The organism is Treponema sp. OMZ 805 (assembly GCF_050937395.1).
In the GTDB taxonomy this organism is placed as follows: domain Bacteria; phylum Spirochaetota; class Spirochaetia; order Treponematales; family Treponemataceae; genus Treponema.
In genome coordinates this window covers 71,337-84,206 of the sequence record NZ_JACCLP010000002.1, presented here as the reverse complement: position 1 = coordinate 84,206, position 12,870 = coordinate 71,337, and the positions used below count along the sequence as shown (strand labels likewise).

Sequence of the window (12,870 nt, the reverse complement as noted above, 5' to 3'; positions counted from 1 at the left end):
GATATATATCGTCGGTATATTTGGCATCTGTAAAGCGATAGTTTTTGAAGATACCGATCAGCATGGGGTAAAAAATGGGCGTATCAGATACACAGAAAAAAATATTGGAAGTCGGAAAACAGGAATTTTTGGAAAAAGGTTTTAAAGATGCATCTTTAAGAAAGATTGTAGCGGATGCCGGTTTTACGCAGGGGGCATTCTACGGTTATTACCCCGATAAGGAAGCACTATTTACTGCGCTGGTGTCCGAAGCGGCAGACGGTTTGGTTGAACAATTTAAACATGCGCAAGAAGCTCACTTTGATTTAATCGAAAAAAGTGAAACGCAATTCAGCAGAAAACTGTCTACGGAATATCTGCATATTTTCGTAAACTATATTTATGATAATTTCGATGTATTTAAACTCGTAATTTGCCGGTCTGCCGGAACAAAGTACGAGCATTATATTCACGATTTAGTTGAGCTTGAGGTATCTGTCGCCGAAAAATACTACCGCCTTTTACGGAAACAGGGCAAGCTTGAAGGTACCGTGAGCCGTGAACTGCATCACATGATTACAAGCGCGTATTTTACCGCCGTGTTTGAAACCGTTGCGCATGACATGACTCGCAAAAAAGCGCTTGAGTATGTAAAAGAACTGGCTGTCTTTTTTAACTGCGGTTGGGACGGTATTTTAAAGCTAACGTAAGATTGTGAAGTGGTGTCGCTGTAAGGCCTAACGACTAACGATATGAGGAGTACTATGCGTTTTATAATTGAAACAAAAAAATCAAAAGATGAGATTCTTCAAATAATACGCGACAATACTTACATAAAAACTTCTGTATTTGATTTTCCCAAAGAGGACAAATATTTTGAAGGGAGCGTATCTGAAAATTCATTTAAAATTTGTAGATGTATACATTATCGAAATTCATTTTTACCTTTGATAATTGGAACTATTGAAGCACATGAGTATGGTTCAACAATCAACATCAGAATGAGAACGGCTATCTCTGTTATCGTTTTTTTAGTTATATGGTTGACCAGCGTGCTTGCGGGATGCCTAATAGTTCCATTCGCCGGATTTCCTATGCCGGCTGCTTTAATCCCTTATATCATGCTTGTTTTTGGGATTTTGCTTGTCATAATCCCAAATAGAATTGAAGCTAAAAAGGCAAGAGAAAAGTTAGAAGAGCTTTTAACATAAGCTTAAACGAGAATTTTTCCTACCACCCTCCACTCTCTTGACAAAACCTCTCCTTTTCTATTTTATATCAGTGATATATATCATTGATATAAATTGATGATGAAAGGATGGAAAAATTGTCAAAAACCGGTGAACATACTGCGGAAAAAACCGCTTTACAGTATCTATTGGAGCTTGCAAAACCCTGTAAGAGACTTCTCATTACTTCCGTGATTTTTGCCGTGTTGGGCGCAGCTGCGGGAATTGTACCATACCTTGCCGTGTCCCGCCTTATCATTCGGATATGCGCACGGGATTATACCCTACAGGCAATTTTTGTAACGGCACTTATTGCACTTGCCGGGTATCTTGGGCAGCTCTATCTGTCTACACTTTCTACGATACGCTCTCACCGTGCGGCGTTTACCGTGCTGAGAAACATCCGTATGCAGCTGACGGCAAAACTCTCCCGCGTTCCGATGGGTTTTATATTGGATACCCCATCCGGTAAATTCAAAACAATGCTGGTCGATACGGTAGAAAAACTGGAATTGCCGCTTGCTCATATCATACCGGAACTGACGGCTAATCTGCTGATTCCCTTTTTAATGTTAGTCTATTTCTTTTATCTTGATTGGCGCTTAGCGCTTACCGCTTTTGCAACTTTTCCGCTCGGCCTTATTTGTTATATGGGGATGATGAAGGACTACGAAAAACGGTATGCAAAAGTTCTTACGGCAAGTAAAAATATGGATGCCGCAACGGTTGAATACATCGGCGGCATCGAAGTGATAAAAGCCTTTAATCAAAGCACCGTATCATATCGGAAATATACTGAGGCAATAGCGGAAAATGAGAATGCGAAAGCGGAATGGTTTAAAAAGACCAATCCTTACTACGCTGCGGGAATTGCAATTGCTCCTTCCAGTTTATTAGGTGTGCTGCCGCTCGGCTGTTGGTTTTTCATACACGGGAGTATATCCGCCGGAAGTTTTATATCGTGTATCATCTTGTCGCTCGGTCTTATTGCACCGCTCATTCAGGCGCTGCGTTACACTGACAGTCTTGCAATGGTAGACTCTACCGTAAAAGAAATTGCGAAACTGTTGGAAGCGGAAGAAATGAATCGTCCGAAGAATGCAGTGCCCATTAAAGAAAATACTATTGCGTTTTCTCATGTATCGTTTGCATATAGCGATACGGAAGTTTTGCATGATATTTCATTTCAAGCGGTTCCGAATGGGATGACTGCATTTGTCGGACCGTCCGGTTCGGGAAAATCTACCATTGCCCGCTTAATCGCCTCGTTTTGGGAAGCGAGCAATGGTTCGGTTATGATAGGCGGCTGCGATGTACGGAACATTCCGCTTTCGCAAGTGATGGAGCGGGTTGGCTATGTTTCACAGGATAATTATTTATTCCATTTATCCATTCGGGAAAATATACGGATTGGGAAACCGGACGCTACGGATGCTGAGATAGAACAAGCGGCAAAGAAAGCAAGCTGCCACGATTTTATCAAGGCACTTCCTCAAGGGTATGATACGGTCGCAGGAGACGGAGGGAATAATCTTTCCGGCGGCGAGAAGCAGCGCATTGCAATCGCACGCGCAATACTAAAGGACAGCTCCATCATTGTGCTGGATGAAGCGACCGCTTTTACCGACCCCGAAAACGAAGCCGTCATTCAGCGTTCTATTGGCGAACTGGTCGCAGGAAAAACATTGATCGTCATTGCGCATCGGCTTTCGACTATCACGATGGCCGATAAAATTATCGTTATGAATCACGGAAGAATTGAAGCGGAGGGTAGGCATCAATCGCTGTTGGAATCGTGTGAACTGTATCGCACACTTTGGAATGCGCACATCAGCGTAAGCGACAAAAAATCTGGGGAGGCTGTATGATTACTATGTTTAAACGATTGTTGCATTTTTCAGGTGCGGAAAAAAGAAGATTGATACTCTCTTTTATTTTTCATATCGGTAATTCGTTTTTTGAGATGCTTCCCATTATGGCAATTCTGACGGTTCTCTCCGGAATCCTTTCCGCCATTTCAGGAAATGGGATGCCGTACAAAACGATTTGGGTATCGCTCGGAATTATGCTGCTCAGCATTGTGGGCAAAATCGTTTTTATCAATATCGCTTCTATAAATAGAACATTGGGAAGTTTTGCCATGTGCAGCGAGTGGCGGATGAGCCTCGGTGAAAAATTAAAGCGTGCACCGATGGGGTATTTTAGTGAGCATCGATTAGGAGACATTACCGCTGCGGTTACCACCACGCTCGGCGATCTTGAAACAAGTGCGGTAACGGTACTGGAGGCGGTTGCAGGCGGATTTATTCACGCCTTTGTTATCAATGTATGGTTGTTTGTTTATGAATGGAGAATCGGATTGCTGATGCTTGCCGGTCTTTTAATCTCGTTCTTGATTTATGCAAAAACACAAGCCGCGGGAGAAAAATATTCACCGCGCAGGCAGGCGGCACAAGCACAACTGGTAACCGGTATTTTGGAATACATTCAAGGGATGACAGTGGTAAAAGCATTCGGGCTTGGCGAGCAATCCGGTAAAACAGTTGATGCAGCAATCAGTGAAAGCGCAGCGGCAAATATCATTTTGGAAAAAATCTTCTCCGAACTCGCAGCTGCTTTTCAAACAATATTCAAAGTGGTTAGAGCAGCAATACTCATTACAGCGCCCTATCTTTTACTGCATGGAAATATAACACCGGAAAAGTGTTTGTTGCTGACTGTCGCAAGTTTTATGATTTATGCAACGGTGGAACTTGCCGGAAGTACGGCGGCTGTTGCACGGGTAGTTGATGCATCCCTTGACCGGTTGGAAGAAATATCGGATATGCCGCTGCTGGATGAAAACGGTACGGAGCATATTCCGAATAATTATGACATTACGGTTCGGAATATTTCTTTTTCGTACGATAGAAATGATACAAAAGAAGTGATACGGAATATCGATTTTACGGTGCCGCAGAAAACAAGCTGCGCGATTGTCGGACCGTCCGGTTCGGGAAAAACAACACTGTGTAATTTAATTGCACGTTTTTGGGACGTCAGTCAGGGTGAAATTTTACTCGGCGGTATCAATGTTAAAGATTATACATGCGACAGTCTTTTGAAAAATTTTTCCATCGTGTTTCAGCACGTATACCTATTTGAAGATACGATAGAAAACAATATCCGTTTCGGTAAGCCGGATGCAACGATGGACGAAGTGATTGCCGCAGCAAAAAAAGCCTGCTGTCATGATTTTATCTCTGCACTGCCGGATGGGTATCAAACGAGAATCGGAGAAAACGGCGCAACACTGTCGGGAGGAGAAAAGCAGCGTATCTCCATCGCGCGGGCAATTCTCAAGGATGCGCCTGTTGTTATTTTAGACGAAGCGACTGCCAGTGTCGATCCTGAAAATGAACACGAGTTGCAAACAGCTATCGAGGAACTGACAAAAAATAAAACGCTCTTGATGATTGCGCACCGGTTGAATACGGTACGCAAAGCGGATCAGATTATTGTGCTTGACGAAGGGCATATTGTGCAGCGGGGTACTCATGCCGAACTTATGAAACAGGATGGGCTATACCGGAGATTTGTCGGCATTCGTGAAGAAGCAATCGGATGGAAGATTGATCGGAGAGAAGCATGAAATATAAAAGATTTTATTCGCGCAGAGGGCTTGTCAATTCAGGAAAATTAACGCCGCACATATTAGATCATATAGACACAACCTATAAAGAAAAAATGCAACTTCTTATTCAAGAACTTGATCGCGGAGCATGGACAGAAAAACAAAAGGAGCGGCAAAAGAGCAGTATCATATCAAACATAGCGCTCTATAAAACTTTTATCGACAACGGAATTCCTGCGCAAGAGGCAAAGGAATTGGTAAAAGAATATTCTTTTTATATTGCCGGAAAAGCCCACCGTATTTTGAATACATTGTTTCATATTCCCGGCTTTTTTAAACTGTTTCGATTTTTTATGAGACAGGGAATGACCGGTGAAGAAATTTGGATAAGTAAAACGTTAGCCGACAATGTGAAAGAGTATTCTACGGATGTTTTAAAGTGTCTTTGGTTTGATACCTGTACTTATTTTAACTGTCCGGAAATCTGTGAGATATTTTGTTTATGTGATCATATCGTATTCGGAAATATAAAAAAATTGCAATTCGATAGGAGCGAAACATTAGGAATGGGCGGTAAAAAATGCGACTTTTGTTTTCGCTCCTGTTAAAAAATAGGGAACCTCTAAAAACCGCAAGCCTATCGGCTTGTTCTGTAAGGAAATGATTTATCATATCCGCTAAAGCGAATTGCGAATCAGTTTTTTAGAGTTGAGCTTTACTCACCGGTTTTCCTATATACTATAAAGCGGTTCGGGCAATTATGCAAGTTCAAGGATGCAGCACAATCGCATCAGGTACTTTTTATCTATCCTGCCTGATGTATTTGCCCGTCGTCTTTTCATAAACGTGAAGGTATGGTACACTTTTCTCAATTATAAAATATATCCAAAACATTAATTTTCCTATAAGCGAGGTTATCAATGAAATCATTAAAAAATGCAAAACAGCTCATACTCTTATTCGGTGTACTCGTATGCGTAAGTTATTTATCATCTTGCCAAACGGCAAATAATGCTGCTAAGGCAAAAGAGGAGCCGCAGGTATCCGGCGAAACCTCAAATTCGAAATCCGGTTTATATCGTGCCATGGCAGAAGGGGTAACAAAGCAATGCCCCTTGAAAGTTGATGAGGCGACCACGCTAACAAAGCTCGAGTATAAAGAGGAACAGCACGCACTTGCATACACATATCTCTTCTCCGGCGGTGTTTATGAAGAGTTAGACGCGCAAACGTGGGCTGTCGTCCAAAAAACAGCAACAGAGATGCTGAAAGAAAAGCTCAAGACTAATCAACCGGTTTCACAAGTAAGAAGCGATGACCTTACATTAATGTACATTTATAAAGACAAAAACGACAAAGAACTATTTGTCGTAACGCTTCTGCCCGGCGAATATTAACGGAAGCTTGCCTATATTGCGAGCATCAGAACGCGATCTTTTTATCTTTTGATACTCGCATAAATATGATCAGTGTCAGTACGGTCATCAATGTGAGAATAGCGGACATCGCTGCCGCAATCCCGTAATTTCCTCGTGATACATACGTGTAAATCTGAATTGTCAGTGTTGTCGTCCGGTAGTTGTATAAAATAACGCCGGAGGACAGTTCCGTAATAATTGCAATCCAGCTCAATAGGGCGCCTGAAATAATGCCGTTAGACATCATCGGCATCGTTACCTTAAAAAAAGCCTTCATTTTACTGCATCCGAGCGATAAAGCCGCTTCTTCAATTGACATCGGAATTTGCTGCAATGTGGCGACGGACGAGCGGATGGTGTATGAACAACGCCGTATTACCAAAGCAATGATCATGATTGCGGCGGTTCCAACCAGCACTATCGGTTTCCGGTTAAATGCAATGACAAGCGATATACCGACAACAGCGCCGGGTATGACATACGGAATCATCGACAACGTGTCTATTGTTCGATTTACGATATTATCCCGTCTAATGACCAAATAGGCAATTAATACGGAAAAGAGAACAATCAGTACGATGGCTGTTCCGCCGATTAAAAAGGTATTTGGAATGGCATTTTGTAGCTTGGAGAAGGCGTCCCGATAACTTTGCAGCGAATATCCACTGACAAACAGCTTTCCCGACGCTTTTCTAAATGACGTATAGATCACATAGAGTTGCGGGGCATAGGCCGTAAATACCACGATATAGCAAAAAGCGTGAATCAAAAAACTTTTTATTCCGTGAATTTCTTTTGATTGAATCGGATGCAGCGCATTCATCGTGAATCTGAATTTATTGTTAAAGTACCGCTGGATAAGGAATATCAGTGTGGTGATCAGAATACCGATAACCGCCACTGCGCAGGCAAAATGAGTATCGCCGCCGGTTTCGCTCATAAATGAATTATATATTTCAACAGGAAACGTCCGGTATCCTTCTCCGATAAAAAGCGGCGTTCCGAAATCGGCAAACGCGCGCATAAATACCATAAGAGCCGCGGCAATAATGGTCGGCATGCATAAGGGGATTATCAAGGTAAAAAACCGTTTAGCTCCCGAGCAGCCCATATTTTCACTTGCCTCTAAAAGGGAATTATCGATATTCCTAAGCGCACCTGAAACATACAGGAAAACAAGCGGGAAAAGCTGTAAGCAGAGCACAAGCATTATGCCCTTAAATCCGTATATGCTCGGTATTTTTATGCCCGTCAGATTTTTAATAATATTTGATATAAGACCGTTTCTGCCGAGTAGCAAAATCCATGAATAGGCTCCGATAAAAGGCGCTGACATACTGCTCATGATGATGACAATCTGCAGCATTTTAGCGCCTTTAATTTTATACATATTCATAAAGTAGGCAATCGGAACGCCGATCACTAATGCCAAAAAGGCTGCCGAAATACTGACTTTAAAAGAGTTGGCTATGGTTCCGGCATAATACGGGCGGGATAGAAATCTTTCAAAGTAACCGAATGTGAGCTTCCCGCTCGGATCTACCGCCGAATTACGCAACAGCATAACAAGGGGATAGATCATAAAAAGAGCAAATAAGAAAAGAATGCTCAAAGAGATAATAGTCCAAATATCTTTTTTCGGTTTTACTCTTCCACTACTGATGACGGTTTTCATATTCACACCTCCAGATCGTTCTGTACGCCGAGAACGATATTCTTCTTACCGTCGCCGGTGAATATGTTTATTTTTTCTTTTTTTACCCCAAGGGTGATTGACGCGCCTTTCGGTATGGTGCTGTCAATTTCGGATTCCATGACAATATTCAGTTTTGTTCCGTCTTTTAAGTGCACAAAGTAATGTGTGTTAAGACCGAGGAAAATACAGTCATCGACGACGGCAGAAATACCGTTACCGTTTTCTTTTTCAATAATAAACTCCTCGGGTCGTATGGAAATTTTTACATTTTTTTCGGTTTTAAACTTATCTTGGATATTATCAACCGCTATTCTGTCGCCGGTCGGCAAAACAAGAAAGGGAGTGCCGTCTTGTATTTCCATAGTACCGTCGAGGACGTTGGTATGTCCGATAAAGGTCGCAACAAAAAGGTTCGCCGGCCGTTGATACAGATCCTTCGGTCTTCCGATATGTTGGATGTAACCTTTATTCATAACCGCAATCCGATCGGAAACAGCCATCGCTTCTTCTTGATCATGCGTAACATAGACAGTCGTAATACCGATTTTGTTTTGAAGTTCTTTTATTGTCGTGCGCATTTCCACACGGAGCTTTGCGTCAAGGTTTGACAGCGGTTCATCCATAAGCAGAACACTCGGTTTAATAACGAGCGCACGAGCTAACGCTACACGCTGCTGCTGTCCGCCGGAAAGATTTTCGGGCATTCTGTCTTTATACTCATCAATTTGCATGAGCTTTAAAAACTTATCAACTTCTTTTTCTATTTCATCCTTAGGCAGCTTTCGATTTTTTAGACCGAAGGCTACATTAGCTTTTACTGTCATATTGGGAAAGATAGCATAGTTTTGAAAAACCATTCCGATATTTCTTTTTGCAGGGTCTTTGTCATTGATTCTATCTTCATCAAAGTAGAAATCTCCGCCTTCGATTGAATTAAATCCGGCAATCATTCTAAGAAGCGTTGTTTTACCGCATCCCGAAGGTCCGAGGAGCGTGAAAAACTCTCCCTCTTTAATGTTTAAAGAAAGGCCGTCTATAACTGTATTTTCTCCATATTTTTTTACGGCATTTTTTATAGAGATGTTTACGCTCATTTCGTTCTCCTATTGAGTTACTGCTTGTCCCCTCATACGAGGATGAACAAGCAGTAATTTTGAGTATCTCTTAACGATACTGTTGTTAGAGATCGTTTATTTTGTAACTAAATCAATCCACTTTTCCTGCCATTCTTTTTTGTGTTCTGCGCAATAATTGATATCTTCGTATGCGACATTGATGGTAGAAAAGGCGGGCATATTTTTACTGGTATTCTCGACAGAGGTCATCACAGGTCTGATTGTCGTCGGTGCATAACCTTTCTGTCCTTCTTCGGAAATGATAAAGTCGATGAAAGCTTTTGCGTTATCCATGTTCTTGCAATTTTTAACAATCGCCGCGCCGGCAGGAAGCCAGACCGCTCCTTCTTCGGGATAGACAACCATCAGATTCGTCGCTCCGTCTTCAAGCAGGCTGATACAGGGGTCTTCATAAGATACGCCGACTGCATATTCGCCGTCTGCAGTGGCTTTGTAAATCTGACTTGACGATGAGATAATCGACCCGTTCAGCTGCTTAACGAACTGTGCAACAAATTCCCAAGCTTTATCGTCATAGGGTTTCTCTCCCATAACAAGGAGCATATTGGTCAATTCCGCCCATGCGCTTGAGGAAGCCGCGGGATCTCCCATTGCAATTTTTCCCTTTAATTCAGGCCGCAGAAGGTCTTTATATCCTTTAAATTCTTCCGGCTTCAAACCGATCTCTTTAAAAACATCTTTATTGATAAGGAGCGCGGCGCTTCCGGACAATTTCGTGTAGGTGAAATAGCCGTTATAGCTTTGATATGCTTCGGGCAGATTTTTATCATTCGGCGAAACATAGTGCTCATAGAGATCGGGATGATCTTTCCAGAATGCAAGGTTCACCGCACCCCAGTTGATGTCGGCTTGCGGATTTGCTTTTTCCGCCTCAAGTCTGGCAAGAACGTCGCCGGTACCCATTGACTGGAGAATAACCTTGATGCCCGTAGCTTTCTCAAAAGCAGGAACAACGGCGGCTATTTCGGAATCGGAATTGGGAGAGTAAATAACAACTTCTTTACTCGTCTGCTTGCCGGTTTCTTTTGCAGTTGTCTGATCGGCGTCTTTCTTTGCACAAGCAGCAAATGAAAACAGCATCAGCGCAGCCGTAACCAATAAAAATAGTCTTTTTTTCATACTACCATCCTCCTATTGATGATGTTATTGTTTTTAATTTCGGCTTTCCGCCGAAGTATTGATCGCGTGCACAAATCTTTCTGCTATTTCTTTAGGGCGGGTTATTGCGCCGCCGACAACAACTGCTAGGGCGCCGAGTCTGAGCATCTCGGCGGCATCCTCCGGCCTATGAATACGACCTTCTGCAATAAGCGGAACCGCAATAGAGGTCGTTATCTTTCTCGCAAGTTGATAATTCGGGCCGTCGAGTATGGTTGCGGAATTATCGCCTACATAACCGTTCATCGTAGTGCCGACAAAATCGATTCCTGCCGCCGCCGCGTTGTACGCATCTTCAAAAGAAGCACAGTCCGCCATCAGCAACTGATGAGGATATTTTTTCTTTATCGCCCGAATGTATTCTGAGGCGGTTAAGTTTCCCGGACGTGATAACGAGGTACAGTCGATAGCAACTACCTCACAGCCAATCGCTACAAGCCGATCAACCTCATCCATAGACGGGGTAATATAGGCTCCAAAACCTTCATAATTTTTTTTGATTATTCCTATAACGGGAAGATTCACTGTTGTCTTTATGTCGGTAATATCTCTTATTCCGTTACACCGGATACCTTTAGCGCCTGCTTCTTCCGCAGCTTTTGCCATAAGGGGCATAATACCGCCTTCCGGCCTATAAAGAGGTTCCCCCGGAAGGGCTTGGCAAGACACAATAAGCCCGCCTTTTACGCAGGAGATAAATTCTTCTTTTGTCATATTGTATAACGTAACTCCAATATAATAATAGGACATACTCTCACTTTATAGTATAAAAAAAGTATACCATCCCTTCTTATGAGTTGTAAAGGAAAAATTTTATCATTTTTTTGCGATATTAGCACTTTATAATAAATATGATATAATCCGTATCTACCAATAGGAGGTACTATGCGTTCACAGCTTTTAAACCGTTCTGCAGGAATACTGCTCCATCCCACTTCTCTTCCGAGTAATGAAGGAATTGGAACGCTGGGAAAATCCGCGTATAACTTTATCGATTGGCTTCATTTCGCGCATATACGGCTATGGCAGGTACTGCCGCTCGGGCCGACCGGCTATGGGGATTCTCCCTATGCGGCATTTTCGAGCTTTGCAGGGAACCCGCTGTTGATCGACTTGGAAACACTTTCGGAGCAAGGATATTTGACTGCCGATGATATAAAGCTGCCGGAGTACCTTTCTACGGACGGTAATATCGACTTCGGCTCGGTAGTCTATTGGAAAATACCGCTCTTAAAAAAAGCCGCATCAAAATTTCTTAACAAGATTAAAGAAAAAGAAAACACCTCCGATGCGGGATTGGAAGAAGCCTTCCGGCATTTTAAAAAGAAAAAACATCTTGGCGACTATGCCCTCTTTATGTCGATTAAAGAGGTATATGATGTAAAGGCTGCTCAGGAAGGACTCTTTGGAAAACTGTGGAACAATTATTGGCCGAAGGCTCTTGCCTGCCGCGATTCGGAAACGTTAAAACGCTGGACGCAGGAGCACTTACACGAAATTGAATTGTATAAGGTTATTCAATTTTTCTTCTTTGAACAGTGGACTCATCTTCGACGATATGCAAACGAAAAAGGTATTTCGATTATCGGGGATATCCCGATCTTTGTTGCGCCGGATTCTTCGGATGTCTGGGCAAATCAAAAACTTTTTCGGTTAGATGAAAACGGCGTACCGACAGCAGTCGCCGGAGTACCGCCCGACTATTTTAGCGCAACGGGACAGCTGTGGGGAAACCCGCTCTATAATTGGGAAGCGATGAAGGCCGATAAATACCGCTGGTGGATTGACCGCATTGACGCATGTTTGGAACTCGTCGATTATATTCGTATCGATCACTTCCGGGGCTTTGAAGCGTATTGGGCGGTACCATTCGGCGCTCCGACTGCGGAAAAAGGAGAATGGCTGCCCGGCCCCGATCATCTTTTTTTTGAAGCGGTACAGCGCGCATTGCTCAAAAAGAACAGCGAATATGCCAAAGGTTTGCCGATTATTGCCGAAGACCTTGGGGTTATTACCCCGCAGGTGGAGCGTCTCCGCGACGACTTCCATTTGCCGGGAATGAAAATCTTGCAGTTTGCATTCAGCGCCGCAGAGGTGCGGGAAGCCGGCTTTACCGATGCCTTTTTGCCGCACCGGTATACGCAAAACGCTGTCGTGTACACCGGTACGCATGACAACACGACACTGCGGGCATGGCTCGATACGCTTTCGCGGGATGATTTTGAAGTGCTATTGTTCTACCTCTACGGTGAAAGACCTGCCGCCGAATTACTTGACGAGCTATTTTCGGCTGAGAGTACCGCAGTGCAACGCAATGCATCCGAAGCGGCACAGTCTATAACAGACGACGGAACAACCTTGCAAGCTGCTGCTTTTAAAGACGACCTCTGTGCCGAGCTGATTAAGCAAGCGTTTTTCTCGGTAGCGGTCTTTGCCGTTATTCCGTTCCAAGACCTGTATGCGCTGGGGGCGGAGGCGCGCATGAACGAACCTTCTACCCTTGGGAAAAACTGGACATGGCGGATGCCGCGCGGCTTGCTTACCCCCGAATGCGCTGAATGGCTGGGCGATTTAGTTATCGCATCCGGCAGGTGCGGGGAAAAATAGTTAGAGAACTCTTATTTGGACAATCTAAACGAAA

At 43.3% G+C, this 12,870-nt stretch carries 11 protein-coding genes; 7 read left to right on the top strand and 4 right to left on the bottom strand.

Features of this window, described 5'->3' with window-relative positions:
* The first annotated feature begins 74 nt into the window (after positions 1-74).
* The 6 genes from HGH47_RS02165 (at position 75) to HGH47_RS02140 (ending at position 6,218) form a co-directional block, all read left to right on the top strand.
* A complete protein-coding gene (locus HGH47_RS02165) occupies positions 75-689 on the top strand; it encodes a TetR/AcrR family transcriptional regulator (protein ID WP_432910038.1) in 615 nt (204 codons plus the stop codon).
* 54 nt (positions 690-743) lie between these two features.
* A complete protein-coding gene (locus HGH47_RS02160) occupies positions 744-1,190 on the top strand; it encodes a hypothetical protein (RefSeq protein ID WP_432910035.1) in 447 nt (148 codons plus the stop codon).
* 107 nt (positions 1,191-1,297) lie between these two features.
* Positions 1,298-3,076 carry an ABC transporter ATP-binding protein gene (locus tag HGH47_RS02155; RefSeq protein ID WP_432910032.1) on the top strand — a complete coding sequence of 593 codons (1,779 nt, stop codon included), beginning with the start codon at positions 1,298-1,300 and terminating at the stop codon, positions 3,074-3,076.
* The gene (locus HGH47_RS02150) at positions 3,073-4,839 is read left to right on the top strand and encodes an ABC transporter ATP-binding protein (protein ID WP_432910029.1); all 1,767 of its coding nucleotides are present in this window, start codon (positions 3,073-3,075) and stop codon (positions 4,837-4,839) included. The genes HGH47_RS02155 and HGH47_RS02150 overlap by 4 nt, the downstream gene beginning before the upstream one ends.
* Positions 4,836-5,429 (top strand): L-2-amino-thiazoline-4-carboxylic acid hydrolase, encoded by a 594-nt coding sequence (locus tag HGH47_RS02145; protein ID WP_432910026.1) that lies wholly within the window; start codon positions 4,836-4,838, stop codon positions 5,427-5,429. Before HGH47_RS02150 ends, HGH47_RS02145 begins: the two co-directional genes overlap by 4 nt.
* A gap of 312 nt (positions 5,430-5,741) precedes the next feature.
* Positions 5,742-6,218 carry a hypothetical protein gene (locus tag HGH47_RS02140; protein WP_432910023.1) on the top strand — a complete coding sequence of 159 codons (477 nt, stop codon included), beginning with the start codon at positions 5,742-5,744 and terminating at the stop codon, positions 6,216-6,218.
* A gap of 25 nt (positions 6,219-6,243) precedes the next feature.
* Here HGH47_RS02140 and HGH47_RS02135 read toward each other — a convergent pair whose 3' ends face one another.
* From HGH47_RS02135 to HGH47_RS02120, 4 genes are all read right to left on the bottom strand, one after another.
* Entirely contained in the window at positions 6,244-7,914 is a 1,671-nt protein-coding gene (locus HGH47_RS02135) for an ABC transporter permease (protein ID WP_432910019.1), read from the bottom strand.
* 2 nt (positions 7,915-7,916) lie between these two features.
* Entirely contained in the window at positions 7,917-9,029 is a 1,113-nt protein-coding gene (locus tag HGH47_RS02130) for an ABC transporter ATP-binding protein (protein WP_212565496.1), read from the bottom strand.
* A gap of 96 nt (positions 9,030-9,125) precedes the next feature.
* Positions 9,126-10,190 carry an extracellular solute-binding protein gene (locus tag HGH47_RS02125; protein ID WP_432910014.1) on the bottom strand — a complete coding sequence of 355 codons (1,065 nt, stop codon included), beginning with the start codon at positions 10,188-10,190 and terminating at the stop codon, positions 9,126-9,128.
* A 33-nt stretch (positions 10,191-10,223) separates the two neighbouring features.
* Positions 10,224-10,943: an N-acetylmannosamine-6-phosphate 2-epimerase gene (locus HGH47_RS02120; protein ID WP_432910011.1), complete on the bottom strand. Its 720-nt coding sequence runs from the start codon at positions 10,941-10,943 to the stop codon at positions 10,224-10,226.
* Between the two features lie 171 nt (positions 10,944-11,114).
* On the opposite strand from HGH47_RS02120, the gene malQ reads away from it, so the two are divergent.
* The gene (gene malQ / locus HGH47_RS02115) at positions 11,115-12,836 is read left to right on the top strand and encodes a 4-alpha-glucanotransferase (protein WP_432910008.1); all 1,722 of its coding nucleotides are present in this window, start codon (positions 11,115-11,117) and stop codon (positions 12,834-12,836) included.
* Positions 12,837-12,870: the final 34 nt, after the last annotated feature.

What these genes read in the sequence shown, in the direction of transcription:
- HGH47_RS02165 (WP_432910038.1), top strand. Translation starts at nt 75, where the DNA reads ATGGGCGTATCAGATACACAGAAAAAAATATTGGAAGTCGGAAAACAG.
- HGH47_RS02160 (WP_432910035.1), top strand. Translation starts at nt 744, where the DNA reads ATGCGTTTTATAATTGAAACAAAAAAATCAAAAGATGAGATTCTTCAA.
- HGH47_RS02155 (WP_432910032.1), top strand. Translation starts at nt 1,298, where the DNA reads ATGGAAAAATTGTCAAAAACCGGTGAACATACTGCGGAAAAAACCGCT.
- HGH47_RS02150 (WP_432910029.1), top strand. Translation starts at nt 3,073, where the DNA reads ATGATTACTATGTTTAAACGATTGTTGCATTTTTCAGGTGCGGAAAAA.
- HGH47_RS02145 (WP_432910026.1), top strand. Translation starts at nt 4,836, where the DNA reads ATGAAATATAAAAGATTTTATTCGCGCAGAGGGCTTGTCAATTCAGGA.
- HGH47_RS02140 (WP_432910023.1), top strand. Translation starts at nt 5,742, where the DNA reads ATGAAATCATTAAAAAATGCAAAACAGCTCATACTCTTATTCGGTGTA.
- HGH47_RS02135 (WP_432910019.1), bottom strand. Translation starts at nt 7,914, where the DNA reads ATGAAAACCGTCATCAGTAGTGGAAGAGTAAAACCGAAAAAAGATATT.
- HGH47_RS02130 (WP_212565496.1), bottom strand. Translation starts at nt 9,029, where the DNA reads ATGAGCGTAAACATCTCTATAAAAAATGCCGTAAAAAAATATGGAGAA.
- HGH47_RS02125 (WP_432910014.1), bottom strand. Translation starts at nt 10,190, where the DNA reads ATGAAAAAAAGACTATTTTTATTGGTTACGGCTGCGCTGATGCTGTTT.
- HGH47_RS02120 (WP_432910011.1), bottom strand. Translation starts at nt 10,943, where the DNA reads ATGACAAAAGAAGAATTTATCTCCTGCGTAAAAGGCGGGCTTATTGTG.
- malQ (WP_432910008.1), top strand. Translation starts at nt 11,115, where the DNA reads ATGCGTTCACAGCTTTTAAACCGTTCTGCAGGAATACTGCTCCATCCC.